The 25,307-nt window shown below is 59.8% G+C and carries 26 protein-coding genes, 1 pseudogene and 1 CRISPR repeat array; of the genes and pseudogenes, 9 read left to right on the top strand and 18 right to left on the bottom strand.

Annotated features, from left to right (window positions below; genetic code table 11):
* Positions 1 to 109: 109 nt before the first annotated feature.
* Genes cas5c through cas2 form a run of 6 tightly spaced genes read left to right on the top strand, consistent with a single transcriptional unit; the run spans position 110 to position 5,539 of the window.
* Complete coding sequence (gene cas5c / locus CU048_08385; protein ID QBR71298.1) at positions 110 to 805, top strand: type I-C CRISPR-associated protein Cas5; 696 nt, start codon at positions 110 to 112, stop codon at positions 803 to 805.
* The gene (gene cas8c, locus CU048_08380; GenBank protein QBR71297.1) at positions 802 to 2,556 is read left to right on the top strand and encodes a type I-C CRISPR-associated protein Cas8c/Csd1; all 1,755 of its coding nucleotides are present in this window, start codon (positions 802 to 804) and stop codon (positions 2,554 to 2,556) included. Before cas5c ends, cas8c begins: the two co-directional genes overlap by 4 nt.
* 6 nt (positions 2,557 to 2,562) lie before the next feature.
* Positions 2,563 to 3,519 carry a type I-C CRISPR-associated protein Cas7/Csd2 gene (gene cas7c / locus CU048_08375; protein ID QBR71296.1) on the top strand — a complete coding sequence of 319 codons (957 nt, stop codon included), beginning with the start codon at positions 2,563 to 2,565 and terminating at the stop codon, positions 3,517 to 3,519.
* Positions 3,520 to 3,544: 25 nt separating this feature from the next.
* Positions 3,545 to 4,207 carry a CRISPR-associated protein Cas4 gene (cas4, locus tag CU048_08370; protein ID QBR71295.1) on the top strand — a complete coding sequence of 221 codons (663 nt, stop codon included), beginning with the start codon at positions 3,545 to 3,547 and terminating at the stop codon, positions 4,205 to 4,207.
* Positions 4,204 to 5,238, top strand: a complete 1,035-nt coding sequence (locus tag CU048_08365) for a subtype I-C CRISPR-associated endonuclease Cas1 (protein QBR71294.1) — start codon at positions 4,204 to 4,206, stop codon at positions 5,236 to 5,238. The genes cas4 and CU048_08365 overlap by 4 nt, the downstream gene beginning before the upstream one ends.
* Positions 5,239 to 5,248: 10 nt before the next feature.
* Positions 5,249 to 5,539, top strand: a complete 291-nt coding sequence (gene cas2 / locus CU048_08360; protein ID QBR71293.1) for a CRISPR-associated endonuclease Cas2 — start codon at positions 5,249 to 5,251, stop codon at positions 5,537 to 5,539.
* A 218-nt stretch (positions 5,540 to 5,757) separates the two neighbouring features.
* Positions 5,758 to 8,026: direct repeats of the CRISPR family, unit length 32 nt; unit sequence GTCGCCCCTCGCGCAGGGGCGTGGATCGAAAC.
* A gap of 183 nt (positions 8,027 to 8,209) precedes the next feature.
* On the opposite strand, the gene CU048_08355 is transcribed toward cas2, so the two are convergent.
* The 4 genes and pseudogenes from CU048_08355 to CU048_08340 form a co-directional block, all read right to left on the bottom strand.
* The gene (locus tag CU048_08355) at positions 8,210 to 8,560 is read right to left on the bottom strand and encodes a hypothetical protein (GenBank protein QBR71292.1); all 351 of its coding nucleotides are present in this window, start codon (positions 8,558 to 8,560) and stop codon (positions 8,210 to 8,212) included.
* A gap of 178 nt (positions 8,561 to 8,738) precedes the next feature.
* Positions 8,739 to 8,969, bottom strand: coding sequence for a hypothetical protein (locus tag CU048_08350; protein ID QBR71291.1), 231 nt, complete (start codon positions 8,967 to 8,969; stop codon positions 8,739 to 8,741).
* Between the two features lie 284 nt (positions 8,970 to 9,253).
* Positions 9,254 to 9,730: a hypothetical protein gene (locus CU048_08345; GenBank protein QBR71290.1), complete on the bottom strand. Its 477-nt coding sequence runs from the start codon at positions 9,728 to 9,730 to the stop codon at positions 9,254 to 9,256.
* A 66-nt stretch (positions 9,731 to 9,796) separates the two neighbouring features.
* A pseudogene (locus CU048_08340) lies at positions 9,797 to 10,519 on the bottom strand (Crp/Fnr family transcriptional regulator).
* A 198-nt stretch (positions 10,520 to 10,717) separates the two neighbouring features.
* Here CU048_08340 and CU048_08335 point away from each other — a divergent pair.
* Complete coding sequence (locus CU048_08335) at positions 10,718 to 11,065, top strand: response regulator (GenBank protein ID QBR71289.1); 348 nt, start codon at positions 10,718 to 10,720, stop codon at positions 11,063 to 11,065.
* 73 nt (positions 11,066 to 11,138) lie between these two features.
* Here CU048_08335 and CU048_08330 read toward each other — a convergent pair whose 3' ends face one another.
* The 8 genes from CU048_08330 to CU048_08295 form a co-directional block, all read right to left on the bottom strand.
* A complete protein-coding gene (locus CU048_08330) occupies positions 11,139 to 11,378 on the bottom strand; it encodes a hypothetical protein (protein QBR71288.1) in 240 nt (79 codons plus the stop codon).
* A gap of 199 nt (positions 11,379 to 11,577) precedes the next feature.
* Positions 11,578 to 12,849, bottom strand: a complete 1,272-nt coding sequence (locus tag CU048_08325; protein QBR71287.1) for an FAD-dependent oxidoreductase — start codon at positions 12,847 to 12,849, stop codon at positions 11,578 to 11,580.
* Positions 12,850 to 13,025: 176 nt separating this feature from the next.
* Positions 13,026 to 13,712, bottom strand: a complete 687-nt coding sequence (locus CU048_08320; GenBank protein ID QBR71286.1) for a hypothetical protein — start codon at positions 13,710 to 13,712, stop codon at positions 13,026 to 13,028.
* Positions 13,713 to 13,916: 204 nt separating this feature from the next.
* Positions 13,917 to 14,156, bottom strand: coding sequence for a hypothetical protein (locus tag CU048_08315; protein ID QBR71285.1), 240 nt, complete (start codon positions 14,154 to 14,156; stop codon positions 13,917 to 13,919).
* Between the two features lie 929 nt (positions 14,157 to 15,085).
* Positions 15,086 to 15,475: a hypothetical protein gene (locus CU048_08310; GenBank protein ID QBR71284.1), complete on the bottom strand. Its 390-nt coding sequence runs from the start codon at positions 15,473 to 15,475 to the stop codon at positions 15,086 to 15,088.
* A 165-nt stretch (positions 15,476 to 15,640) separates the two neighbouring features.
* The gene (locus CU048_08305; GenBank protein ID QBR71283.1) at positions 15,641 to 16,342 is read right to left on the bottom strand and encodes a hypothetical protein; all 702 of its coding nucleotides are present in this window, start codon (positions 16,340 to 16,342) and stop codon (positions 15,641 to 15,643) included.
* Between the two features lie 7 nt (positions 16,343 to 16,349).
* Positions 16,350 to 17,930: an FAD-binding monooxygenase gene (locus CU048_08300; GenBank protein QBR72772.1), complete on the bottom strand. Its 1,581-nt coding sequence runs from the start codon at positions 17,928 to 17,930 to the stop codon at positions 16,350 to 16,352.
* A gap of 233 nt (positions 17,931 to 18,163) precedes the next feature.
* Positions 18,164 to 18,640 carry a hypothetical protein gene (locus tag CU048_08295; GenBank protein QBR72771.1) on the bottom strand — a complete coding sequence of 159 codons (477 nt, stop codon included), beginning with the start codon at positions 18,638 to 18,640 and terminating at the stop codon, positions 18,164 to 18,166.
* A 162-nt stretch (positions 18,641 to 18,802) separates the two neighbouring features.
* Here CU048_08295 and CU048_08290 point away from each other — a divergent pair, with 162 nt between their 5' ends.
* The gene (locus CU048_08290) at positions 18,803 to 19,210 is read left to right on the top strand and encodes a hypothetical protein (GenBank protein QBR71282.1); all 408 of its coding nucleotides are present in this window, start codon (positions 18,803 to 18,805) and stop codon (positions 19,208 to 19,210) included.
* A gap of 16 nt (positions 19,211 to 19,226) precedes the next feature.
* On the opposite strand, the gene CU048_08285 is transcribed toward CU048_08290, so the two are convergent.
* The 3 genes from CU048_08285 to CU048_08275 form a co-directional block, all read right to left on the bottom strand.
* Complete coding sequence (locus tag CU048_08285; GenBank protein ID QBR71281.1) at positions 19,227 to 19,526, bottom strand: hypothetical protein; 300 nt, start codon at positions 19,524 to 19,526, stop codon at positions 19,227 to 19,229.
* Between the two features lie 493 nt (positions 19,527 to 20,019).
* Positions 20,020 to 20,418: an alkylhydroperoxidase gene (locus tag CU048_08280; protein QBR71280.1), complete on the bottom strand. Its 399-nt coding sequence runs from the start codon at positions 20,416 to 20,418 to the stop codon at positions 20,020 to 20,022.
* Positions 20,415 to 21,695, bottom strand: coding sequence for a cobyrinic acid a,c-diamide synthase (locus tag CU048_08275; protein QBR72770.1), 1,281 nt, complete (start codon positions 21,693 to 21,695; stop codon positions 20,415 to 20,417). Before CU048_08275 ends, CU048_08280 begins: the two co-directional genes overlap by 4 nt.
* A 101-nt stretch (positions 21,696 to 21,796) precedes the next feature.
* Here CU048_08275 and CU048_08270 point away from each other — a divergent pair, with 101 nt between their 5' ends.
* The gene (locus CU048_08270; GenBank protein ID QBR71279.1) at positions 21,797 to 22,912 is read left to right on the top strand and encodes a cobalt-precorrin-5B (C(1))-methyltransferase; all 1,116 of its coding nucleotides are present in this window, start codon (positions 21,797 to 21,799) and stop codon (positions 22,910 to 22,912) included.
* On the opposite strand, the gene cobM is transcribed toward CU048_08270, so the two are convergent.
* The 3 genes from cobM to CU048_08255 are packed head-to-tail and all read right to left on the bottom strand — an operon-like array spanning position 22,906 to position 25,294.
* The gene (gene cobM / locus CU048_08265) at positions 22,906 to 23,667 is read right to left on the bottom strand and encodes a precorrin-4 C(11)-methyltransferase (protein ID QBR71278.1); all 762 of its coding nucleotides are present in this window, start codon (positions 23,665 to 23,667) and stop codon (positions 22,906 to 22,908) included. The genes CU048_08270 and cobM overlap by 7 nt on opposite strands.
* On the bottom strand, positions 23,664 to 24,074 hold the full coding sequence (locus tag CU048_08260) for a cobalamin biosynthesis protein CobE (protein ID QBR72769.1): 411 nt from the start codon (positions 24,072 to 24,074) through the stop codon (positions 23,664 to 23,666). Before CU048_08260 ends, cobM begins: the two co-directional genes overlap by 4 nt.
* A complete protein-coding gene (locus CU048_08255; GenBank protein QBR71277.1) occupies positions 24,071 to 25,294 on the bottom strand; it encodes a cobalamin biosynthesis bifunctional protein CbiET in 1,224 nt (407 codons plus the stop codon). Before CU048_08255 ends, CU048_08260 begins: the two co-directional genes overlap by 4 nt.
* Between the last annotated feature and the right edge of the window lie 13 nt (positions 25,295 to 25,307).

The following is a 25,307-nucleotide window of genomic DNA, read 5'->3' as shown; positions in this document are numbered from 1 at the left end:
CTTCCCGGTCGCTTCCCGGTCGCTTCGCGTTCGGCGTGAGGCGCGGATCGAAACAATAGTTCTTACTTACCAAAGCCTTTCCAAAAGAAAAATTCGGGAGCGAACCGCCATGTCTTACGGCGTCAAATTGTTGGTCTCAGGTGATTTTGCGTGCTTCACGCGGCTCGAAATGAAGGTCGAACGCGTCTCTTACGACGTGATGACGCCTTCCGCCGCACGGGGAATTCTAGAGGCGATCCATTGGAAACCGGCGATCCGCTGGATTATTGACTCGATTCATGTGTTGAAGCCGATCCGCTTCCAGTCGATCCGGCGCAACGAGGTGGGCCACAAGGCGCCGGCCACCTCGATCAAAAAAGCGATGAATTCCGGCGATATCGGCGATCTGGCGCTTCTTGTCGACGAGGTCGATGCAAGCACCGGAAAATTAAAGAATCGCCAGCAGCGCGCCGCAACCGTGCTCGCCAATGTCGAATATGTGATCGAGGCGCATTTCGAACTCAGTGCCAAGGCCGCCGCCGAGGATAACGAAGGCAAGCATCTCGACACTTTCAATCGCCGCGCTCGTAAGGGGCAATGCTTCCATCAGCCTTGTCTCGGCACGCGTGAGTTTCCCGCGCGGTTCCGGTTAATCGAGACCGGAGAGCCCATCCCGCCGACGATTAATGACCCTCCTCGCGATCTCGGCTTCATGCTCTACGACATCGATCACGCGGGCGATCGCTCCTCGCTGTTTTTCCGCGCCTGGCTCGAAAACGGCGTGATGCGCGTGCCGGCGCCCAATTCCCCGGAGATACGCCGATGAGCGCGCTCGCATCGCTGGTTCACGCCTACGACCGCTTGGCGGAACGCGGCGAAGCGCCGGCCTTCGGCTACTCCGTTGAGAAGATCGGCTTTCTCATTTCTCTCAACGAAGACGGGACGGTGGCCGGGCCACCAATCGACTTGCGTGAAGGAGAAGGAAAGAAAAAGACGCCGAGATTGATGCGGGTGCCGCAGCCGACGAAGCGAACATCCGGCGTCGCGCCCAACTTCCTATGGGACAAGACGTCATACGTGCTCGGCGTCACCGCCGGAGAGGGCAAGCGGACGAGCGAGGAACAGGCGGCTTTCGTCGCGCGCCACAAGGAACTGTTAAAGGATTCGGATGATGAAGGCCTTCGAGCCCTCCTCCTCTTTCTGACCTCCTGGTACCCAGAAAATTTTACGAAATTCGGATGGCCGGAGGAAATCAAAGATCAAAATGTCGTCTTCTCGCTGGAAAGCGAACGGCGAAACAACATCTGCCTCCACGATCGCCCTGCCGTTCGTGCGCTTTGGGCGCGGCTGTGCTCGGCGGGCGAGAAATCGCAAGCCACCTGTCTCGTCACGGGAGAGTATGGGCCGGTCGCGCGTCTTCATCCGGCGATCAAGGGTGTATGGGGCGCGCAGTCGTCGGGAGCGTCGCTGGTTTCGTTCAACATCGACGCCTTCACCTCCTACGGCCATGAGCAGGGCGACAACGCGCCCGTCTCGGAAGCCGCAGCCTTCGCCTACACCACGGCACTCAACCACTTCTTGGAAAGAGATAGTGGCCATCGCGTCCAGATCGGTGATGCCTCGACGGTGTTCTGGGCCGATGCCTCGGACGCCGCGACGGCGGAGGAAGCGGAAGACATTTTTACATCCTTGCTCGGCATCGGCGAAGTCGATGAGAAAGTCGAGGCGAAAAAAGTCGGCGTCATCCTCGACGCTATCCGCCAAGGCAAGCCGATCGCCGATCTGGAACCCGATCTGCCGAAAGATGTGCGCTTCCATGTGCTCGGCCTCTCGCCCAACGCGGCGCGGCTCTCCGCGCGGTTTTACATCGAGGATGATTTCGGCGAGATCGCGACCCGCTATCTCGCTCATCTCGAACGCATGCGCCTCGATCCACCGCCAAGAGAGGACACGCCATCGATTTGGCGGCTGCTCATCGAGACCGCCTCGCAACGCAAGTCGGAAAACATTCCGCCCAATCTCGCTGGCGAATGGCTGCGCTCCATCCTCACCGGAACTCCCTATCCGCTGACGCTGCTCTCGGCCCTGCTCATGCGGCTGCGCGCCGACCACGACGTCAACGCCTTGCGCGTCGCGATTTTGAAATCCGTGCTCATCCGAAATTTTAAAATGGAGGTTCCCGTGGCGCTCGATCCCAAGAACGATGATCCAGGGTATCTGCTGGGTCGATTGTTTGCAGTACTTGAGAAAACGCAGACTGTAGCCCAAGGCAATGTGAATGCGAGCATCAAAGATCGATATTACGGGGCTGCGTCGGCTACTCCCCGAACGGTGTTCCCTCTCCTGCTACGCCTGAACGCGCATCACCAAGGCAAGGCAGAAGACAAGTCCAGAGGGCTCGCCGGTTACTTCGCCCAACAGCTTTCCGAAATCATGGATAAGCTACCTACAGAATTTCCGCCGACGCTCAACCTTAGACGCCAGGGCACGTTTGCTCTTGGTTATTTCCACCAGATGAATCGGCGAAAAAACGCGGACACCAACGAATCCACAACCACCGTCTCCACCACGGAGTAAATTATTATGACCGCGCTTTCCAATCGCTATGATTTTGCCTTTTTGTTCGATGTTTCCAATGGCAATCCCAACGGCGATCCCGACGCCGGCAATCTGCCGCGTCTTGATCCAGAGACAAACGAGGGGCTCGTCACAGACGTGTGCCTGAAGCGCAAAATTCGCAATTACACGGAAATCGCCAAGGGCGGCGATCAGCGTTACGCCATCTATGTGAAGGAAGGCGCGATTCTCAACGAACAGCATCGCAAGGCCTATCTCGCGGAACGGCCAGATGACAAGAAGGCTGCCACGGACAAGAAACTCAATCCGCAGAATGACGCCGAAGCCGACGCCTTGCGTAAATTCATGTGCGACAATTTCTTCGATGTACGGACTTTCGGCGCTGTCATGAGCACGGGCATAAATTGCGGACAGGTGCGCGGCCCTGTGCAACTCTCCTTTGCGCGATCGTTGGAATCAATCGTGCCGCTCGAAATCTCGATCACCCGCATGGCCGCAACCAATGAAGCCGAAAAGAAAAAGATCGAAGAGGGCGGAAGCGGCGAAGATGGACGCACCGAAAACCGCACCATGGGCCGGAAGCATATCGTGCCTTACGGCCTCTATCGCGCCCATGGTTTCGTGTCGGCCAAACTCGCCGAGCGCACGGGGTTCTCGGCCGATGATCTGACGTTCTTGTGGGATTCCCTGAAAAACATGTTCGAGCATGATCGCTCCGCCGCGCGCGGGGAAATGGCGGCACGCAAGCTCGTCGCCTTCGAGCATTCCTGCGCGCTCGGTAAGGCGCCGGCGCATGAACTGTTCGAGCGGCTCGTGGTTGAACGCGCGCACGATGGCGAGGTCTATCCGCTCGGCGACAAACGGCTCGATAATCTTCCACCGGCACGGCGTTTTTCCGATTACCGCGTGACGATCGATCGCAAAAATGCGCCGGAGGGCGTGACGATTCACGAATTGCTCTGAGGCACAACGGAATGGGAGACAAACCATGGACGGTGATGGCCTCGATGATCCCATTCCGCTCTCCGCGCTTCAGCACGCGGTCTATTGCTTGCGCCAGGCCGCGCTGATTCACATCGAACGACTATGGGAGGAAAACCGCTTCACCGCCGAGGGTCGCATCGTTCACCTTGCCACGGACGAACCGGGCCAGCGCTATTCGCGTGGCATACGGCGCGTTGCGTCAATGCCGCTGGCCTCGCGCCGCCTTGGTATCGCCGGCGTTGCCGATCTCGTTGAATTCCATCGCGAGGGGGATGGCGAAACGCCCTTTCCGGTCGAATTCAAGCGCGGCAAGGCGAAGCGCCATCGCGCCGATGAAGTCCAGCTTTGCGCGCAGGGCCTGTGCCTGGAGGAGATGACCGGCAAGGCAGTTCCGCAAGGCGCCTTGTTCTATGCGGAAACCCGCCGGCGCGTCGTCGTGCCTTTCGACGACGAATTGCGGCGCCTGACTGAAGCGACGGCCGCTTCCTTACGCGAAGTCTTCGCCTCGGGTCGCACGCCTCCGGCTGAATATCGCGCCGACAAATGCCGGGCTTGCTCGCTGCTCGACCTCTGTCGGCCGCGCGCCGGCGCGCGCTCCGCCAAGGCTTGGCGCGAGCGCGAGATTCGTTCGGCTCTCGACACCACTTCCGACGTGGCGTCGCTGTGAAAAAGCTCTTGAACACGGTCTATGTCACGACCGAGGGCGCAAGTCTGCGCAAGGACGGTGAAAACCTTGTCGTCACGATCGAGGACGAGGAACGCGCGCGCGTCCCCTTGCATATGCTGGCCTCGGTCGTGACCTTCGGCGCCATTTATCTTTCGCCGCCGCTCATGCAGGCCTGCGCGGCCGCCGGCGTTACAATCGCGCTTCTCGATCGGGTTGGACGTTTTCAAGCCCGCATCGAGGGGCCCGTGAGCGGCAATGTCCTGCTGCGGCGGGAACAATATCGCATATCCGATCGACCCGACGAGATCGTAAGGAGCATTGTCTGCGGCAAGATCTCCAATCAGCGAACGGTCTTGCAGCGGGCATTGCGCGATCATGGCGAGGACATCACGCAAGATCGGAAAGTGGCGATAGAGGCCGCCGTGACGCGCTTGGGAGCAATCCTGCGGCGCGCGGGCGCTTCCAAGGACGGCATCGACCTGCTGCGTGGCGCCGAGGGCGAGGCAGCCCAAGTCTATTTTGGCGTCTTCGATGATTTGATTCGCGCGAGCGATCCAGACATCCGCTTTCGCGGACGATCGCGCCGACCGCCGCTCGATCCCGTGAACGCCCTGCTATCCTTCCTCTACACACTTCTCACGCATGATTGCCGGAGCGCGGCGGAGAGCGTCGGCCTCGATCCCGCAGTTGGCTTTCTTCACCGGGATAGGCCGGGCCGTCCGAGCCTCGCGCTCGATCTCATGGAGGAATTGCGCCCGGCTTTGGCCGACCGGCTCGCCTTGGCGCTGCTCAATCGACGACAATTGCGCATGAAGGATTTCGTGACGCAGGACAATGGCGCCGTTCTCTTGACCGATGAAGGCCGAAAGACGGTTCTTTCCGCTTGGCAGGAACGCAAGCGGACCGAACGGAAGCATCCGTTTCTCGATGAAATTGCGCCGCTCGGGCTTGTGCCTTACCTGCAAGCGCTGTTGCTCGCGCGGCATCTTCGCGGCGACCTCGACGCCTATCCTCCATGGTTTTGGAAATGAGACGAAGGCCATGCTGGTGCTGGTGACCTACGATGTGAACACGACCGAGGGCAATGGCACGAGACGCCTGAGGCGGGTTGCCAAGGCCTGCCGGGATTTCGGCCAGCGCGTGCAATATTCCGTCTTCGAGATCGAGGTGGATCCCGCGCAGTGGACATTGCTCAAGTCGCGGCTTGAGGGAATCATCGACGAGAAGCACGATAGCCTGCGCTACTATTATCTCGGTGCCAATTGGCAGAGACGCATCGAACATGTCGGGGCCAAACCGGCGGCCGATCTCAATGGGCCGCTCATTGTTTGAAAGCGCAATCACAGATCGCCAATGCCATTAAACATTGAATGCGCGAACCGTAAGCGCGCCTCGAAATCCCATCCATTTCGCGCCGCGCGTATGTTGTTGATAAGAATGGATGTCTGCGCTTTGCGCAGAGCGTCGTTCTCGGCCTCCATTGCGGTCGTTGCCAGGTTCGCGCGTAAAAGCCAGTTTCGCAAAGGAAATGAAAGAGTTAGAAACAGGTCGTCGCCCCTCGCGCAGGGGCGTGGATCGAAACGCCTGATAATCCGGCTGGTTAGCTGCCGTGCCTTGTCGCCCCTCGCGCAGGGGCGTGGATCGAAACACTGAGCGGGATCGGCGCTATGCGCGGACGCGGGTCGCCCCTCGCGCAGGGGCGTGGATCGAAACCTCCCAGCGCGGATCATGCGGCGCCATTCAGATTGCGTGTCGCCCCTCGCGCAGGGGCGTGGATCGAAACCTCCTTAGGCTTGCGCGGGCGTCCCTTCGGCCATGTCGCCCCTCGCGCAGGGGCGTGGATCGAAACATTCGGCTCGCCTTGTGAGAGAGGAATTCCAAGGTCGCCCCTCGCGCAGGGGCGTGGATCGAAACTCAGCGCGGCCACGTCTACTGGCGGGCGGCCCAGTCGCCCCTCGCGCAGGGGCGTGGATCGAAACATACATTCCCGGTCTCACGAGAATGAGCCACGGAGTCGCCCCTCGCGCAGGGGCGTGGATCGAAACTCGTTGGATCACCAGGGGAGCCCTGTCCCCATTGTCGCCCCTCGCGCAGGGGCGTGGATCGAAACCGATCCAGGCGCCATTCCGCGATCCCGCCGGAGGTCGCCCCTCGCGCAGGGGCGTGGATCGAAACCCGGATAGCTGTGTTCATAGGCCGGCTTGCTCAGTCGCCCCTCGCGCAGGGGCGTGGATCGAAACTTCGATGTTGCGGGTCGAGGCGTCAATATCTCTGGTCGCCCCTCGCGCAGGGGCGTGGATCGAAACGTCGTGATCGAGGCGCCGACGACGTAATAATGAAGTCGCCCCTCGCGCAGGGGCGTGGATCGAAACTCACCAGCGGCAGAAACTGCGCGTTGGTGATCGCGTCGCCCCTCGCGCAGGGGCGTGGATCGAAACAATTCAAGTCATTCGAAATGGGGCGCGAGAAGTTGTCGCCCCTCGCGCAGGGGCGTGGATCGAAACCTCCTTAGGCTTGCGCGGGCGTCCCTTCGGCCATGTCGCCCCTCGCGCAGGGGCGTGGATCGAAACCCTACAACCTTGGGAAGTACACACAATGGGGACAGGTCGCCCCTCGCGCAGGGGCGTGGATCGAAACAACCATTGAAAGGAGCGGCTCATGGCCGATGACGTCGCCCCTCGCGCAGGGGCGTGGATCGAAACCTTTGTGGTTAATTTCAACCATTGAAAGGAGCGGTCGCCCCTCGCGCAGGGGCGTGGATCGAAACAACGAAGAGCTTGAGGCAATGGTTGAGCGGGTGCGTCGCCCCTCGCGCAGGGGCGTGGATCGAAACCTTGCGCTCGCACTCGATTATGTTCGCGCGATCAAGTCGCCCCTCGCGCAGGGGCGTGGATCGAAACTTTCCCCTTGCTCAGCGATGCGGGTTCGGCGGGGGTCGCCCCTCGCGCAGGGGCGTGGATCGAAACTTCCAGAGCCCACCGAGATAGCGATCGAATTCCGTCGCCCCTCGCGCAGGGGCGTGGATCGAAACCATGTCGCCGCCGCCCTCTTGGTTGCCGACCATGGTCGCCCCTCGCGCAGGGGCGTGGATCGAAACCGGCGATCGCTACACGGTGTTTCAGCCGACCTATGTCGCCCCTCGCGCAGGGGCGTGGATCGAAACATTGAAGCGCCGGGACGCTAAATCTGGAGCTTTGTCGCCCCTCGCGCAGGGGCGTGGATCGAAACATCGTTCGCCCGAAACTGATGCAGTTCCAGATCGTCGCCCCTCGCGCAGGGGCGTGGATCGAAACCACTTCGGCTGGGCCATCGGGAAGCTGCCGCCTCGTCGCCCCTCGCGCAGGGGCGTGGATCGAAACCATCATGAGGGCGCCACCATGACGCTCGATCGCGTCGCCCCTCGCGCAGGGGCGTGGATCGAAACGGTTTCGACCCGTGGAACGCGACGAAGCTTTATGTCGCCCCTCGCGCAGGGGCGTGGATCGAAACTCTCAATATCTAACTGTGTTCGCCCCGTCCCTTGTCGCCCCTCGCGCAGGGGCGTGGATCGAAACCCTATTTCGCAACTACAACCACGATGGGCTCGACGGTCGCCCCTCGCGCAGGGGCGTGGATCGAAACTGTCCAATGGGGCTCTGTTGTGGATTGCGTCCGGGTCGCCCCTCGCGCAGGGGCGTGGATCGAAACAATTTTGCGAGACCATCGCGTTCCGCCGCTGTTGGTCGCCCCTCGCGCAGGGGCGTGGATCGAAACATCTTAATGACGCGCGGTCCGGCTGGCGCGGTTCGTCGCCCCTCGCGCAGGGGCGTGGATCGAAACGCCGTTGACCCGCGGGACGTACCGCAAACGAAGTCTTTTCAGCTTTCCGCCGCCCACCACCGACAGGCACTGCTGCCAGCTGCCGCCCCGCCGTGTCGTGCTTCCCATCTGAGAGCCGCTCGAACCCCCACGCCGTGATGGCGTCCATCGATCTGAGCTTTTGCTCAAGGAGCGCTGCGGTCTTCAGAATGATGAAGGTTCGGCGCGCCCGGCGTCGAGGTCGGAGGCAAGGAGATCGGCGAGCAGCGCCTGGCGGCCGCCCGTATTCATCTCAGCGTTCCTCTCCGCGGAATAGGCGTGATTTTGCGCGACATGCGGAGCCACGTCGAGAAAGCAAAATCGCCGTTCATCGAGGGCTGCCGGAACAACCCAGTCCTCGTTCGAGGTAAAGATCACGCGCACAAAATTAGCAAGATGGATCGGATCAACGCTCTTGGCTTCGATCATCTGGCGCGGTGCCGTGATCAGACCTTTCAGGCGCCCCTCGGCCGCCCAAAATCCCTCATCGACCTGCAGGAGCAGGCAGCTCGCCATATGTGCATTGAACTGCCCGCAATCTTATAGACCTTTGGCTCGCGTGGCCCTTTTACGATCCCGGTCCACGACGCCTGCACGGGCGTCGGTTCATTTTAGGCGTCTCGATGGCAATCGGCCTGGAGGGACGCAGCGGACGTTAGGAACAGGTGCGAAAATCGCAGAAGACCGCCGCCGCTCAAGGACGCTCGGGACGGGTCGAGGCAAAGGCAATGTAAGCGGTTAGAGCCGTAAAAAGGCCCCAGCCGACGACCAAAACGAGTGTCATGAATATGTCTCCGAAAATGTCGGACGCGAACGCAAAGTCCAGCGCGCGCCTGCTTAGCATGGTGGCGAAGTGAGCTGCAACGGCCAGGGAGGTAAAACCGGCTTGGTGGCATGAACTCAGGCCCGCCACGATCCCTTCCATGTGGTGAGCAATTTGGGTTGTTCAATGGCAAGCCAGGTCGGGCGACCAAGGTTCAAGTCGATGTGACAATCGAGCGCACGCGCTACAACTCTGAGCACCAGCATTTCGCGCTTAACGCGATATTTCCAACGAACAAACTACGCCTTGGGCGGCATGATCGCGGCTGAGAGGGGCTTTGCACAAGCTTCCATCTGATGTCTGACGAGCGACGCAGCCAATTGGTGAGGTAAAGTTTACGCGCCTGCTGAGGAATATCCGAGGCCCGGTACGTCGAAGCGCGGATATTAGTGCGAGGCGCCAACCATGCATCCAATGACCGCCTTGATCAGATCGCCATTGGAGCGCGGCTTTTGCAGAATCGCGGCAGCCGTGGTTAACGCAGGTTCCGCATGACCCGCCGGATCGCCAGTGGTGATGACGACGGGTACGCCCCGTGCTGACAACAGCTGAACCAGCGGGCTTGCATTTCCATCCGGCATGTAGAGATCGACAATCGCTGCATCGAATCGAATGCCTTCGTCGAGGATTCGCCGTGCCAAGACCAAGGAATTGGCGATCCTCACCATGGCGACCCCGGCGTCGCCAAGACAAGCCTCGACGCACATGGCTATCAGCATTTCATCTTCGATGACGAGAACCGATTTTCCAGATAGCGGCAGTTGCTGCGGTGACGACGGCAATTCTTTTGGCCCGGCATGAAAGTCCAGGGAGGATGGTGCTTGGTCCCTGCTCATTGCCGCCATTGCACGCGCCTTAGGCATAAATTACCGAGGCAATCTTACTCCATGCCTGAGCTGGGCCTGTTCGGTATCCGACTCTGTTGTAAATTAAAGAGCATCCTCAGGCAGCACGGCCCGCAGCCGTTCTCGAACCATCGCGTAACATTCGCAGGCCAAATCTTCGAGACCCTTGCGGTCGGTCACCACGATCCGGCCCCGGCGATTCTGGATGACGCCAGCCTTCTCAAGCTTGCGCGCGACCAAAGTCACGGTCGTGCGCCGCACTCCGAGCATTTGGGACAGGAATTCCTGAGTCAGCGAAAGCACGTCGCTATCGATGCGGTCGCGAGTCTGGAGCAACCAACGGGCGAGACGGCGGTCCGCTTCATGGAGGGCGTTGCAGGCCGCGGTCTGCTGAACCTGTGCCAGGAGCGCTTCATTGTAGTGCAGGATCAGATTTCTGATCGCCGCGCTCTTCTCGATCGCGCCCTGAAATTGCGCGCTCGAAATGCGCGCAGCCACCAGGGGAGCTTGAGCCACGGCCCTGGCGAAGGCGAGGCGGATGCCGAAAGCGGACATGGCTCCTACCACGCCTCCGATCCCCACCGTGGCCGTCTCAATTCCTTGCCCGTCCGACATGATCGCCAGGAGGGAAATCATTCCCTGATGCCGAAACTAAATATGCTCGACCGGTTCGCCCGCTTCCTGCAAAAGCGCGCCCAACTCGAGCGACACTTCTTTTAAGTGAGGCGCTAAGAGTGCGTAATCCGGAGGCGGAAGTACGGCGAGCAAACGGTTTTGTTTGCTTTGATTGGAGTGGTCCGTGGCCATAGCCGTGTTCCCTGCCCGACCGGAGAGGCCATGACCGCAGGGATGAAAAATTGGCGCGTCGATCAGCGCCTCCACGGATATAGCTAATGCCGATGTAGGGACCAACTAAGGCAGCGTCTGCTCCGACATTACAGAAGAAACTTTTGCAGCGTCAGCGGGTTGAACGGTCAGAAATCCCGCAACCTTAGGCTAAGTCTCATGAAAATATTGCATATTTTGATTGTCGAAGACGAAGCCCTGGTTGCGCTGGATCTCGAGAGTATGATTAGGGAAATCGTTGAAGCCGACGTCGTGATCGAAGCGACCATTGCGGGCACCAAGAAGACTTTACTTAAAGATCTCGATTTTGCTTTTCTGGATGTCGATGTAACCAACGGCAAGACATTTGAGATTGCGCAAATTCTTGAACGCAAGAACGTGCCCTTTGTTTTTGTTTCGGCTTCCGCGCAAGCAGAGCTGCCAGCGGCCCTGCGCAGCTCGCCTTTTATTTCAAAGCCATTTTTTCCGGCAGAGATCGAGCACGCGCTTGAAGCCCTGACCGAATAGGACCAAAGAGGTTCATCTGCACGGCGCTGTCGCGTGCTAAAACGCCCGTCAGCGGGACGGAAAGGCGCCACCGTCAAAGCTTGGAACGAACCTGCTGCGCCTGGTGGCAGCTCGCGTCCAGTTCTTCCCGCAAGAGTGAATCATCGAGCTCTTCGCTGGCTTCAATTAAATTATCTCGAATTTGCAAATGAGCCTCAATCGCCCGCCAATCGGAAAATTGTCCGGTGACGGCGAGGCTTCGAGCTCGCCTTCTTATGAAGGTGGCGCGTTCGAAAGTTGAATATCTGCGGCGCATCTTCATCGCCCATGCCACACGAGGAGCACTGACGTGGTGCGACCCGAAGAAAATTCAAGATAGTGCGGCCCGGCCCAACCGATGAATATCAGCGGGTGCATCTGCTTGGGTGTTGCCTACCCCAAAGCTTGGCCTCCGCACAGCGTCAGGTTGAAGGTTTTACTCCGCCGATCGCTTGTCTTGCTGGAGAGGGAAGAAGAGGCGCGCCGAATAATTGCTAGGGGCTTAAATAACGCCCAGCCCGCAACCCAATTGGCGCATGGGCCAAGCACGCTTCCGCAGCGGCAACGCCACTCTTATACGCGCCATGCGCCGTTGAAAAATCATGGATCGAACATGCCTCGCCCGCAAAGAAGATGCGGTTTTGGATTGGCGTGCCGAGCACGGAGCGGGCCTCCGCTCGACCTGGCCTTGCGTGTGAATAGGATCCCAAGACGAGCGGGTCGTTCGCCCAGCTGCTGACCTTTAGCGGCTCCAAATGAGAGACGATCGCGGTGCCCAGAACCGAGGCGATCTCCTCGATCGCAAAGGCGATCATCGCGGCCTTGCCAGCGGTTTGCAGTTCGCGAGCCAAGCGGCCGCCGAAATAGGCTTCGATCACAGGCCGGCCCAAGGGTCGAAAATGATAGGTGCCTGTCGCTGTCCGATCTGTCGCCCCGAAAAAGCGGGCGTCTTCTGGAAATTTGGCGGCATCATCAATTGTGAGAAAGACCTTTTCCGCGTAGCCGAGGGGGAGATCGGCGGCAGCGGCGCATGGTGCTGAGAGTTCGGGCTTGAAACATAGTGCGCCAGCAGCCAACAGATTGGTCGAAACCGTAACAATGACCGCTCGAGCTCGTAGAGCGCCATGCGCAGTTTCAACGCAAAGGTCAGAACCCGAGTGGTCAATCTCAGTCACTTTGCAGCCTAACGCTATCGGAAGACCAAGACTGCAGCGTGCGATCAATGTTCCGAAGCCGGCCAGTAGGCGCCAATTGATTTGCGTGTCTGCGTATCGAGACAGATCCACCGCCGAGACCCGGTCGAGTTCCGCTCCATTGATGTAGGTCGACGTCGCATCGATCAGCGCGTTCCATGGGTTCCCCGCCTCAAGGTAAGCACCGGCAGGCCGATCGATAATCTCCAAACCGGTATCAAAATGGCTCCAGAAGCGCATCGAGGCTTTGCCAAACGCATTATGTTGCGCCGGCGCCATTCCCATCTGGCGCTTCTCATCTTGCCAAGGCGGAGGAGTTCGATCGATCTCGAAACCAAGAGCCGTGGCAATCTCGGTCCAGGGGTTGACGTTTGCTGAATGCAGCCAGCCACATCCAAGATCAATCGCAGGACCGTCGCCTTTGCGCAGGCTGTAGGCCCGGCCGCCGACGCGATCGCGCGCTTCGAGAAGCAGCACATCGATTTTGGCCTCGACGAGACGGCGCGTCGCAGCGATTCCGGCTGCCCCAGCCCCGATTACGATGACATCGTGCTCAGCATTCGACATGGTCATCGTCTCCGGCTTCTACGGCGAAACGTTCCTCGGCCTATTCCGTAATGGATTTCAGGGCTAAGTCCCAGAACCACCTCGCGGGGTGGGTGCCGTGCTGCGACCAACTGGACAGCAAGCGCTTAGCGTGGCGTGTCAAAATCGCCCGAGACCCTTTGGCTCGAGCTAAAGCGAATCCATCATTGGACCTGTCGGAGGAGGGCGACAAGTTCACTCTGGCGATGGGTATCCGTCTTGGCGAAGATGGATTTGAGCCGATTGCGTGCCGTTTCCTTGGAGATTTTCAGTTCTCTTGCGGCAACTTCGGGCGGTACGCCGCGGGCGATGATGCTCGCGAGCTTGGCTTCCGCAGGAGTTAGATGAAAGGCTTTGGCAAGCATCGCTGCGGGCGGCCCAGGTTTCGGCCCTAATGCATTCAGCGTTATCAGGGCATGCACGTCCTGTTCAGGCAGGTGTGCTGGCCCCTTAAAGGGCCAGATGCGCAAAATGATTGGCAATTTATCGGAGCGTCGAACGACGATCGGCTCGGCGATGGTGACCTCTATTTGATCGGTTAATCTATTGAGCGATGCCTTTAAAGCCGCGCGAGCTTCAACGTCCCGAATAAAAAGACGCTGATTGCTGACCATGACCTCATCATCAAAAATCGCGTCAGCCTCAGCATTCATGCCGACAACGAGCCCATTTCGATCGATTGAGATCGCAGGCAACAGCATCGTATTGAGTGTATCGAGGGCGGATACCCCCGCTCGATGGGCGCTGGCAATGGCCGCTATTTCGATGAGACGACGGGTGAAGGAAGCTAAAATAAGCTCTTCCTCGGCGCTAAAATGGGGAGGCTTTGAAATTATATCCAACGTCGGCATTCCACTGTGGAAGAAACGACTAAGAGGTCAAACATAGAAGCTTTGCGAGCCGCTTTCTAGGAGCCGCCGCTGCGCCATGTGTGATTTCGTACGAGCGCCTAAGCTGTGATTTTGGTGTCGTTCTCTAATTAATAAACAATCGACAATTCACAAATCACAATAGTTTGCTCATTCAACTAACGCCGGTACGTGGCAAGGCGTGATTTAGCCCTCGACGTCGGTCTCGGGCCGATCGCTGCCCGGCGATGCTTCATCGTGCCAACGGCCTTCCTTGTCTTCATACGAAATGTCCGTCGAATCGCCAGGAACACTTTGTTCGCTCGCGGCGCGATCCGCCGCTTGCCGAGCGAGGTCATGGGATGGGAAGGTTTCGGAAAATACTCCGTCGACCCGATAGGCCCAACCCCCGTCATGTTCGACAACCTCATATATAATCCTTGTCATGCATCGCTCCTGTTGCATCGGAACCGGCAGGGTCTCATACCCAGGTGAACTAGCTAGGCCGCGAAGCGGCGTCGGCCACGGCTGCGCCCAAAACTAAGTACGATCAGAAAGCTATCGTGAGCGGCGTATAGATTCGAGTGCGCTCGAGGGCCTGCCGTATATAAATCTCATAAAAATGGCGTTGCGGAACAAGTCGCAACGCCTGGGCTGAGTTGGGTTTGTCAACTTCAAGGGTGGATCACAATAAATAGGTCTTGCGAAGCGAATGAGACCATCTCCGCATTTTCTATTGGGTTATAGGGTGACTGCGGCTTGATCCGACGAATCTTCGCAGAGTGCATCGAGGCGCGCACGAGACCGTCGAAGTAATCGCGCAGGGAGAGCCGTGCCGATCGCAGCAACCTCGGCATGCAAAGGGCGCCAGGCCGGTGCAGGGCCAGCTTGCCTAGGTGACCAAGAGCCTCAGAACGGTGTACCCGAGCGTCACGAACGCTGCCAGCGCCACCCAGTTTTCCTCATTCAGCCGAAAGCCCGTCTTCATTTTCAGCCTCCAACCCGCGGGACAACGCCCGCGCTAAGAAACTTGGTCCAATCAATGGTCTCGGCAAGCCCCTGGCCGCGTTATTCTCGACCACGGCTCCCGTTAACGTGGCCTTGGCCGTACGGGAGATGCGGCCTTTATGGAAGCTGTTCAGGTAGGGTCAGGCCGTAATGCGCGAGGTAATAAAACCCTATCCCTATGAGAGCGGCGATCGCGAAAATCTTGAGGATGTCGGAGCGGCGTGTCACGGTGGACCTCCATTCTGCAGGATAGCTGAGCCGGCGGCCGTTGAGGGACGGCCGCCGTAAAGGCTTATCGTGAAATCAGCTCCGGTAAAATCGAACTCCGGTTGAAAACTTAGGGTGACACCGCCTCGATTGGCCGCCCGTCAATCGATCCGAACCGGCATGACGTCCTGCATGTTGCCCATGAAATTCCAGGGACCCTTGTCACGCCACCACCAGAGCTCCTTACGTGGCGCATCGGTATCCGCGATGAAAACATAGAAATTAGGCTCTTCAATTTTTTGGATAATGGTTCCCGACTGGCCATGGACGGTCCCGGGCTTCTTGACGCGGAATGTGTTGCGCCGCCCGGATGGCAGGGTCTCGACATACTGGCTGCCTTGCATCGCCCAAATTCTTTTGCCGGGATCTGGGTCCTGAAATCTAGGCGTAAACGTAAAGTGCGTTGGTTGCACGGCCAGGGCATTTCCGCCGATCGAAGCCAGCATAATGGTCGAGATGGCGGCGATATAAAATTTGTGAGCTTGCCTCATATCAATGTCTCCTCGACTTCGATTCCTCGGGAGGAACCCGCCAAACCCTATCCTGGCTCCTTGGGGCTGACATCGGACACTCGACCTATCCGCGCAGCTTTGAGCGTAATTCAATCAGCTTGGCAGCGGTTTCGCTTGTCGAGCTCGACGCGCTCACGGCAGGGCTCATGCGTCATCGCCATTCGGGTCGGCCCACCGGCTCTGCGCCCGTCCGGCGGGGGTCAGCACGCCGCAGAACAAAAGATCGAGGGCCTTTTCGAAGGCCGCGCGGGGCGCAAGGCCGGTTCGGGCCAGCACAGCCGGATCATGCATGCCCTTGATCACCTGGAGCCAATATTCGATCAGGAACGTCACATCGATGTCGGGGCGCACCATCCCTTGTTCGGCGCCCATAGCCAGGACACGGCTAAACAGAAGGGGAATATTGTGCTCTTTGAGCGCGTCGATTGCGCGATTGAGGTGCGGCGCGAATCGCTGAAGGTCGCTCAGAAATTCCGGGCTCATCGTGCCGAATTGCGCGGCAACAATGGCAAACACGCCTTCGAGCTTGCCGGGAAATCGATCCGGCCCGGCGAGCACGGCCTCGACTTGCCGGCGGATGGTCGCGCCCGTCGTCGCGATGATGGCAGCGACGATCGCATCCTTGGATGGGAAATGGATGTAAAGCGTCTTCTTGCTCATTCCGAGCGCGAAAGCGAGCCCATCCATGGTGAGACCGCTGTAACGTTCCCGAAAAAGGATCTCTCGCGCGGCAGCAAGAATGCGCCCCGCCGCCCCATCGTCCAAATCGATGGGAGGAAGCGGTAACGGGTCGTTTACGATCCGGTGGCTCTCCTCGATGGTTCCACGGAGCGCTGTGCTTGGCAGCTTCCGTTTATGACGTAGCGCTCGCCCCTAGCACATGATCGAGGTAGTTGGCGAGCCGCGCGAGATCGCGGGCCCCGCCGCGCGCCGCCACCACCTGGTCAGGGCGCACCAACACCCAACCCGGGACACCGATATGATAGCGGTCCCGAACCTGCCCGCCCGGATCGCTCTTTGCGTCGAGCCGGATCAGCGCGAGATCCTTCCCTCGATAGGCGGCAATGCTGTCGAGCGGTATCGGCGCCGCGGCGTCCTCGAACACGAGCAGAGTATGATGGGGGCCGCTAAGGCGTGGCCAGAGCCTGTTTTTTTGGCCATTTTGAGGATCGATGAAGTCGGCGTCGCGGGCCCGCGTGCCAACATCGGTGCGTTGAGCATGGCGCGGTGGCACCCCGAGTTCCACGAGAGGGCCGCCGCGATAGACGATCTGAGTCTCGGAGAGTTCCTCCTGCAGTTTCTTCTGCACCCAGGGCAGCTTGCCGGCGACCACCATCGCAAGATCCCGGATCAGGCGCACCACCATCCCCGTGGCGAAGGCCGCACGGAGCTTCTGCGCCGCTCCGTCGACGACCTCGCGGGCCACCGGCCGCCGTTCGGCCTCATAGCTGTCGAGGAGCAATTCAGCGTTGCCCAGGCCGCGAAGCGCATGCGCCAATTTCCAGCCGAGATTGGTGGCATCCTGGATCCCGGTGTTCATGCCCTGGCCCCCGGCCGGACTGTGGATATGGGCGGCATCGCCGGCAAGGAAGATTCGGCCCATGCGGTAACGGCCGGCCAAGCGTTCATTGATGCGGAATGCGGAAAGCCAGGTCGGATCGTGAAGCTGCGCACCGGGTGGCCCGTGACGGTCCATGTGCGCTTGGAGTTCAGCGAGCGTCGGCGGTGCATCCGCGCTGTCCGCCCGCATGGCGAAGATGCGCCAGGTCGCCTCCTCGAACGGGAATAAAGCGACAGTGCCGCCCTGGTGCCACCAAATGTAAATTGTGCGGTGGTCGAGGCCGCCGCCGGTGATCTTCACATCGCCCAGCAGATAGATGTGCGGCTCCGTATCGCCCTCGAAGGTCACACCGAGGCTCTGGCGCACGATGCTACGGGCGCCGTCGGCACCCACGAGATATAGCGTGCGCACCTCTTCTTCCGCGCCACCGGCATGACGGATGCGCGCCGTGACCCCTGTCTCGTCGTGGGCAAAGCCGACCAGTTCGGCGCCACGTTCCACTTTCACGCCGACTTCGGCCAGCCGCTCGCTCAGAATCTCTTCCGTGCGCGATTGAGGAAGCAGAAGCGGGTAGGGATAGGGGCTGTCGATACCGGCGCCAACCGCCAACCTGCCCAACCGATGCCGGCCGTCGCCGAATGTCAGCGAATCCAGCCTTGCACCGGACGCCACGAACTTATCGATCACGCCAAGGCCGGCCAGCGCCTCCAGGCTGCCGCTCCACACGGCCAGCGCCTTGGACACCGTCGCGGGGGCCGCCAGACGGTCGATCAAGCGCACATTCACTCCATAGCTTCGCAGAGTGAGCGCGAGGGTCAGGCCCGTTGGTCCGGCGCCGGCAATCAGGACAGAAGTTTGGGCAACGCTGGTCATGGGTTTCCTTTCGACTTTGCCGCGTTGGGCGAGGGCGAGCCAACGCAATCTTGTAGCGTGCCACCGCGCATGGAAACTATAAAAACTATTATAGTATTTTAAGTATCCATGTCAATAGAGAAGCTGATATTTTTCGATAAATATCAGAAGCGCTTGCTAAGAAATACTCCGGGCGAATCGCTCAAATCCGCTCGATATGTGCGGGCCGGGCAACCGACCTTGGGGCAGCCCTCCTAGATTTTGCGGCTATCGTAGGCCCAGTGGAGCAGGGCCTGGCGCTGACGCCGGCGGCAGAGGAGATCGCCGGGCTCGCAATGACGCCGAATTTGTCCAATGTGACGCCGAATCGCTTTCCAGCGCCTGATTTGCCGTTGATCTTCGTCGGGCATTCGGCGGCCCATATAATAGCGGCAGTACCATTGGAACCAGCCGCGCGGATCGTCCGGATGGATCCAGCCCTTGTCCCGCCAAACGGAAAGCGGCTGACTGGCCAGAACCCCGAAGAAATTTTGAGCGGGGTCGGGGCCTTGGGGCGACAATTTCGCGCCGACGAACCAGGATTTGGGAAACTCTTCCACCGTGTCGGTCATATATTTGCCGCCGAAAACCCCCAGCTGCAACATTTGCGGGGGCTTAAGGTCGGGCTGGAATTCAGGGTCGAAATTACGCCCGGCAGGGTCCGTCAGCCTGTAACGATAACCGCTCTGCATCTTGTCGTTTACAAGCACGGTTTTCACGAGAGTCCCTAATGCGCGCTCCGGGTCGGACTCCAGAACGCATGGCCGGCGATTTCAGATCCTAGCCGCAAGCCTTAAGCATGCTATCGGACTCCAGGGTCCCCGCGCCGCTGAAATTTCCTCGGACATGCTCCCATGAAAATTGATATTCTCCCCGCACAGATGGTTTTGAGATTTCCGATGCGAAAATTTTTAGCCGCGTTGGCGCTGAGTTCGATGCTGCAATGCTGCGCCTTGGTCCAAAATCAACAGGCTGTCGATGCCGGACCGGCCTTGATTGGAAAGCGGCGCGCGGAAATCATGGCTTGCGCCGGTACGCCCGACCAAATCGTAAAAGCGGACGGGAAAGAAATCGCGATCTATATTGTTGTCGGCGCAGCTCGACATTTGGTGAGCGGTGCTGTCCTCGGTCGCGGCCAATGCACCACAAGCATCGTCTTCGAGGCCGGACGTGTATCGGCGGTCAGCTATGCGGCGGCTGATCCGGGCATCCTTGCTCCGTTGGAGTCGTGCGCCCAAATCGTGGCTGGCTGCCTGCGATAAATCCTCGCCTCGACAGCTAAAGAATTCTTGTTCCAGCTTTCGCTTTTGTGCCGGGGTGCGCGGCGATATCCTCGAAGGCGATCGGTCGGCTGTTGAGCGAAGGCGCAACGGGGTCGAATCTATCCACGCCGTCGAAATCCGAGCTCTTTTCCTTCAGCGGCCGTCGCGTGATGACAAACCCTTGGCGCTCAAGAACCGAACGCACCCGCCGGGCTGTCTCAACACCAATATGATATTGCGATCGGGAAGCTGGACCGTCTACCTGCAGCCACGCGGTCCGAATAGCGGCGGCCAAAAATTCATCTACGTCATCCATTGAAATTTTTCCAAAAATCGACGAACCGGAGCAATAGACGCTCCTCTTCGTCTGCTGAACGGATTCTGGAAAGACCCAAACAGGGTTCGCAAAAGATAGGGTAGCGCGGGCTTACCCGAATTGGCGGAACGCTCTTGTGGGCGGGATCTCACCGCGGTTCCGAGGCAGGCTTGTCTGCCGGCGCCGGCGTAGAATTTGTCTCTCCTGGGTGCTCGGATCCATTTTGCGCTCTTCTTGCACCACCAGGAGTATTGCAGAGGCGATGACATCCACTGGCCGTCTTTCTCTCTGCGGACCACGCATCTATTTATCCTCCAGCTCAGCAGCTCCAGCTCCTAAAAAATTAACGAACAACAGGCCACATTGTTCCCGACTCCCCGTTTGAGTTTTTCGTCATTGATAGGCTGTTCCGCCCAAGCTCTTCGCAAGTTTTGATCTGAAAAAGAGCTCGGTCCGGCAAGGCAACCGCCCAGACCCGTCGAGGTCTTGCTAATCAGCCGCCGGGATTGAGAAAGCGCTCATCCACCGGAATGCCATATCCGTTCGCCAATCGGTTTGTTTCATTCGCAAGACCGGTAACGGCCAGCAATTCTGCGAATTGCTGGTCGGTCATTCCCTTGCTGCGCGCGGCGGCTGTGTGCGACGCGATGCAATAGGGGCAATTGTTGGTGACGCTGACGGCAATGTAAATCAACTCCTTGGTCAGCGGGTCCAGGGCGCCCGGCGCCATGACCTGCTTGATGTTGTCCCATATGCGCTTCAAGGTCGCCGGATGAGTGGCAAGCGCCTTCCAGAAATTATTGATCCAATCGATCTTGCGGGTCTCTTTGATGTCCGCGTAGACCGCCAGCACCTCTTGCGAGGCGGCGTTTTCTTCAATCAATTTCGTCACTTTGCCTCTCCTCCATCTCCGGCTGCGATAAGATGAAAAAAACTCCCCGTCACCGTGCCGCGCCGACTGCCTTCCGCAAGTTCGTTGCCGCCATAGGCATCCCACACAAATGCAAACGGCGGGTCGGGCGTAGCCGCCTCCTCGATCGTCGCATAGTGAAACTCATGGCCGCGCAAGCGGACCCCGGCCGCCCCTAAAAAGTGATCCTCGGCAAGCCGGGCTTCGCGATAGCCGAGGTGGAGTTTTCGCCGGGCAAAATTGAAGGAAGGACCCAGCAGTCCCCCCATCCTGTGAACCCCGCCTTCCTTGTCCGTCAGCTCTTGGCCCAACACCATGTAGCCGCCGCATTCACCATGGACGGCTTTGCTTTGGGCGAATTTGCGCAAGCCCTTGAAAAAATCCTCGGCCGCGGAAAGCCGCCCGGCATGGAGTTCCGGATAGCCGCCCGGCAGCCAGCAGAGCGCGCAATCGTCAGGCGGCGGTTCATTCGCGAGCGGCGAAAAGAAAGCGATTTCGGCGCCGGCCTGGCGCCAGCCCGCCAGAATATGCGGATACAAAAAAGAAAATGCCTCGTCCCGCGCGATGGCGATTTTCTGCGCCGGGGGGGCCAGCGCAAACGGCGCGCTTTCGCGTGGTTCCGACGACGCGCGGGCCGCCGACAAGAGGGCGTCGGTATCGACATGTTCAGCCACAAAACCGGCGAGCTTTTCCAACAGGGCATCGAGATCGGCGGTTTCGGAAGCTTGCACGAGACCGAGGTGGCGTTCCGGCAAACGTATGTTTTCATCGCGCGGCAAGGCACCGAGAACTTTTATTCCGAGCGTCTCTATGGCTTGGGACGCGAGCGTCCGATGGCGGGCACTGGCGACACGGTTTAAAATGACGCCGGCAATATGGATGCGGGGATCGAAACTGGCGCAGCCCTTGACAATGGCGGCCGCTGTTTGCGACTGCCCGCCGACATCGACAACGAGCAGGACAGGCCAGCCGAGCCTGGCCGCGATATCCGCGGTCGATCCGGTGCGGCCTTGCGCCGCCGGTACACCGTCGAAAAGCCCCATCAAGCCTTCGCACAGAATAAGATCGCAAGCTTCGCTGCTAAGAGAGGCGAGCGCGTCGAGAAAAGCCGGTGGCATCGCCCAACTGTCGAGATTAAAGCTCCGTCTTCCTGTGGCGGCGGCATGAAACGCCGGGTCGATGAAATCCGGCCCGCATTTGGCGCCCGCGACGCGAAGGCCAGCGTTTTTGAAGGCCCGCATGAGGCCCAGGCTGAGCATGGTCTTGCCGCTGCCCGAACGCGGTGCGGCGATAACGAGGCCGCGTGCTAGATTGTTTGAAAAATGGCCGCCGGGAGTCACGAGAGGGCGCTTTCCATCCGATGAGCGAAGCTGACGAAATTTCTGCGCGGGCGGTACCTTTGCGCAAGGGCTGGACGACTGGGGCCTGCGCCGCCGCCGCCGCAGGGGCGGCCTATGAGGCACTGGTCAGCGGCGCCTTTCCCGACCCCGTCGCCATCACTTTGCCGGGCGGGGCGCGCCCGCTTTTTGCGCTCGCTTACGAGGAGCTTGGCGAGGATTTCGCCACCGCGGGTATCATCAAGGATGCGGGCGATGATCCCGACGTGACCCATGGTGCCCTTGTCATCGCCCGCGTCCGCCATGGCGCGCCTCAATCCGGCGTCCAGTTTCGGGCCGGAGAAGGTATTGGCGTGGTGACCCGCGCGGGCCTCCCCCTGCCGCCGGGCGAGCCGGCGATCAATCCGGTTCCCCGCCGGATGATCGTCGCGGCCATCGAAGACGTTGCCCGCAGCTACGAAGTCGCCGGCGACGTGCTGGTCGAGATTTCGATCCCAGGCGGTGAAAAAATTGCCGAGCGAACGCTTAACGCGCGTCTCGGCATTATAGGCGGTCTTTCGATCCTCGGAACGACGGGGATCGTTGTCCCGTTTTCCTGCGCGGCCTGGATCGACACGATTCATCGGGGCATCGACGTTGCTCGTGCCGCTGGCCTCGACCATATCGCCGGCTCGACCGGCTCGACCTCGGAGGCCGCCATCAAGGCCTTGCATGGGCTGCCGGAAATTGCGCTGATCGAAATGGGAGATTTCGTCGGCGGCATGCTGAAGTATTTGCGCCGGCACGAAGTTGCCAAGGTAACGATCGCCGGAGGCTTTGCCAAAATGACCAAGCTCGGACAAGGTCTTCTTGACCTCCATTCGCGCCGTGGCGAAGTCGATTTTTCCTGGCTTGCGGCACTTTGCGCGGTCGCGGGCGCCGGCCATCAATTCATCGCGCAGGTGAATAGCGCCAATACCGCCAAGGAGATTCTGGATCTCGCGCAGGCGGAAGGTTTTGACATCGCGTCCCCGGTTGCCGAAGCGGCTTGGCAAACGGCAGCCAAGCCCCTGCGGGACAGCAATATCGTGCTTGAAGTCGTAATTTTCGATCGAGAGGGCGGTCTCGTCGCCCGAACGCCTTTTCGGCGGGTTCATTGAGATTTTTCTCGAAACCGGCGCTGATAATCCGGATCGTAAAGGGCGCTGTCGCGAAAATCGCGTGGCTCCAACACCGGCCCCACAAGAATCAGCGCCGTGCGCTCCATCGGCGCATCTTTCAGCTCGCAGGCGATCGAGGCGAGAGTTCCGCGCAGAATTTTTTGATCTGGCCATGAGGCCCGAAATACGATCGCGACCGGGCAATCGGCGCCATAGAAGGGAGTTAAATCCGCGACCACCCGATCAATTGCCTGGATGGAGAGGTGGATGGCGAGTGTTGTCCGTGTCTTTGCGAAAAACTCCAGCCGTTCCGAGTCCGGCATGGACGAGGCGCGTCCCTGAGTTCGGGTCAAGACCAGCGATTGCGCGACTTCCGGCAAGGTAAGTTCAACCCCCAAGGCGGCGGCAGCGGCTGCGAATGCGGGCACGCCCGGCGTGATCGTATAGGGAATTGCTAGACGATCGAGTGCCCGCATTTGTTCGCCAAGCGCACTCCATATCGAAAGATCGCCCGAATGAAGCCGCGCGACGTCCTGGCCGAGTTCATGCGCTCGCTTGAATTCCGCGCAAATCTCTTCAAGATTCATCGCGGCGGTATCAAGGATGCGGGCGCCCTCTGGGCAATCGGCGAGCAAAGCGGAAGGCACGAGCGAGCCAGCAAACAGACAGACTGGCGAGCTTGCAATCAGATCGCGCCCGCGTATCGTGATGAGATCGGGGGCACCTGGACCCGCGCCGATAAAATGAACCGTCATGGCTTCCTCTTGGCGATCGCGCAGCTTGCGCCTGCTGCGCTGATCCGCGGGACGAGCAGGGTGGACGATGGCCCGCCTCCGGCCAGCGCGGCGGTTTCGGCGATTGACGGAAGTCCAAACATTTGCGCAATGCGCGGCGAATGGGTCAAGGCGCGCGGCGCGGCTTGCCGCAAAACCTCTGCGCCGAGAAAAACAAGTTCCAGGCGCAAAGTCTGCGCAGCGTCGGAAAGTCCCGCCTCTTTGGATTTGACGTCGAGCGCGAACAATGTCGCGGGGCTGCCTTCGCATCCAGCCAAGGTGACGGCACGGCGCACCAGAGCGATGATCGCTTCACTGGGACAATTTTTTCTGCATCCAATTCCGATGGCGAGCGTGCTCTCATTTTGATGTGGATCGTGATGCTTCATCGCTTCGTCACCGCCCATTGCGTAACCGGCCGCGCCGGCCGCCAGCCATGAAAACCTCCGATGGGATCCGCCCGCGAAATCTCTATCCGTAGCAATTCGCCTCCCAGGGCCTTGAACCGGCGGCTGAGTTCGGCCTCGGTTTCGAGCGTCACGGCGTTCACGACAAGCCTTCCTCCGGGCGCCAACGCGGCGAATGCGGCATCGAGGAGCTTTGGGTCGCTCGCCCCACCGCCGACGAAGATGGCCTGGGGTTGCGGCAGATCCGTGAAGGCAGCAGGCGCCGTGCCCGTGACGACTTCGAGTTGCGGCACGCCAAGCGCTGCGGCATTGGCCAAGATGCGGTCCGCGCGATCCGCGCGCGTTTCAATGGCGATGGCACGATTGGCGGGATCGCAAAGCAGCCATTCGATCGCAATCGATCCGGACCCCGCGCCGACGTCCCACAAAAGCTCACCCCGCTTCGGTGCCAGCGAGGAAAGCGTAATGGCGCGGACCTCCCGTTTGGTGAGCTGTCCATCGGTTGCAAACCAGCTATCGGCTAGGCCTTTGGCGAGTGGTACAATGTGAGATTGCGCAGTCTCTGTGATTTCAAGCGCCACAAGGTTTAAGGGATCGATCGAATCGATTGCGAAAGCCTCGGCGGTCGTCTTGCGCAGGCGCTCTCGTGGTCCGCCCATCGCTTCCATCACGACGATACGCGATTGGCCAAGGCCCTTTTCGCAAAGGAGCTTTGCAAGGCGTCGTGGGGTTGTTTCATCCCATGACAGGCAAAGGAGTCGTGCCCGCGGTTGGAGCGCCGGAATAATCCGCTCCAACTCGCGCCCATGCAGCGAGATGAGGCCGCAATCCTGCAGGCTCCATTGCAGCCTTGCCGCCGCGAGACTGAATGCCGATGGGGCCGGAAGGCAGTTCATTTCAACGGCTGGAACATGGCTACCGATCAGCGTGCCGACGCCGAAAAAGAACGGATCGCCGGAGGCAAGCACGCAGACCGGCGTCCCGCGCCGAGCCAGAATCTTGGGAATTGCGCCGGCAAGAGGCGAGGGCCAAGTCATGGTCTCGGCGCCGAGCGGGCCGGCGAGTGCCAGATGGCGGGCGCCGCCGACGATCAATTGGGCTTGCGCAAGCAATGTTCGCGCGGCAGGAGAAAGGGCTTCGATGCCGTCTTCGCCGATGCCGATCAATGAAAGCCATTTTTCGGGGGCGCGCGGCGAATTCATGATAGCCCTGGCA

This window comes from Beijerinckiaceae bacterium (assembly GCA_004564215.1).
Taxonomy (GTDB): Bacteria; Pseudomonadota; Alphaproteobacteria; order Rhizobiales; family Beijerinckiaceae; genus Methylocapsa.
This window is presented reverse-complemented; position numbering and strand designations above follow the sequence as displayed.

Bases quoted from the DNA above. Each gene is read 5' to 3' on its own strand.
- CU048_08295 (QBR72771.1), bottom strand. From the start codon at position 18,640: ATGCAGAGCGGTTATCGTTACAGGCTGACGGACCCTGCCGGGCGTAAT.
- CU048_08270 (QBR71279.1), top strand. From the start codon at position 21,797: ATGAGCGAAGCTGACGAAATTTCTGCGCGGGCGGTACCTTTGCGCAAG.
- CU048_08320 (QBR71286.1), bottom strand. From the start codon at position 13,712: ATGCCGACGTTGGATATAATTTCAAAGCCTCCCCATTTTAGCGCCGAG.
- CU048_08345 (QBR71290.1), bottom strand. From the start codon at position 9,730: ATGCCTAAGGCGCGTGCAATGGCGGCAATGAGCAGGGACCAAGCACCA.
- CU048_08310 (QBR71284.1), bottom strand. From the start codon at position 15,475: ATGAGGCAAGCTCACAAATTTTATATCGCCGCCATCTCGACCATTATG.
- cas4 (QBR71295.1), top strand. From the start codon at position 3,545: ATGGACGGTGATGGCCTCGATGATCCCATTCCGCTCTCCGCGCTTCAG.
- cas7c (QBR71296.1), top strand. From the start codon at position 2,563: ATGACCGCGCTTTCCAATCGCTATGATTTTGCCTTTTTGTTCGATGTT.
- CU048_08285 (QBR71281.1), bottom strand. From the start codon at position 19,526: ATGGATGACGTAGATGAATTTTTGGCCGCCGCTATTCGGACCGCGTGG.
- cobM (QBR71278.1), bottom strand. From the start codon at position 23,667: ATGACGGTTCATTTTATCGGCGCGGGTCCAGGTGCCCCCGATCTCATC.
- cas8c (QBR71297.1), top strand. From the start codon at position 802: ATGAGCGCGCTCGCATCGCTGGTTCACGCCTACGACCGCTTGGCGGAA.
- CU048_08315 (QBR71285.1), bottom strand. From the start codon at position 14,156: ATGACAAGGATTATATATGAGGTTGTCGAACATGACGGGGGTTGGGCC.
- CU048_08350 (QBR71291.1), bottom strand. From the start codon at position 8,969: ATGGAAGGGATCGTGGCGGGCCTGAGTTCATGCCACCAAGCCGGTTTT.
- CU048_08335 (QBR71289.1), top strand. From the start codon at position 10,718: ATGAAAATATTGCATATTTTGATTGTCGAAGACGAAGCCCTGGTTGCG.
- CU048_08355 (QBR71292.1), bottom strand. From the start codon at position 8,560: ATGGCGAGCTGCCTGCTCCTGCAGGTCGATGAGGGATTTTGGGCGGCC.
- cas2 (QBR71293.1), top strand. From the start codon at position 5,249: ATGCTGGTGCTGGTGACCTACGATGTGAACACGACCGAGGGCAATGGC.
- CU048_08325 (QBR71287.1), bottom strand. From the start codon at position 12,849: ATGACCATGTCGAATGCTGAGCACGATGTCATCGTAATCGGGGCTGGG.
- CU048_08275 (QBR72770.1), bottom strand. From the start codon at position 21,695: ATGCTCAGCCTGGGCCTCATGCGGGCCTTCAAAAACGCTGGCCTTCGC.
- CU048_08260 (QBR72769.1), bottom strand. From the start codon at position 24,074: ATGAAGCATCACGATCCACATCAAAATGAGAGCACGCTCGCCATCGGA.
- cas5c (QBR71298.1), top strand. From the start codon at position 110: ATGTCTTACGGCGTCAAATTGTTGGTCTCAGGTGATTTTGCGTGCTTC.
- CU048_08300 (QBR72772.1), bottom strand. From the start codon at position 17,930: ATGACCAGCGTTGCCCAAACTTCTGTCCTGATTGCCGGCGCCGGACCA.
- CU048_08290 (QBR71282.1), top strand. From the start codon at position 18,803: ATGAAAATTGATATTCTCCCCGCACAGATGGTTTTGAGATTTCCGATG.
- CU048_08255 (QBR71277.1), bottom strand. From the start codon at position 25,294: ATGAATTCGCCGCGCGCCCCCGAAAAATGGCTTTCATTGATCGGCATC.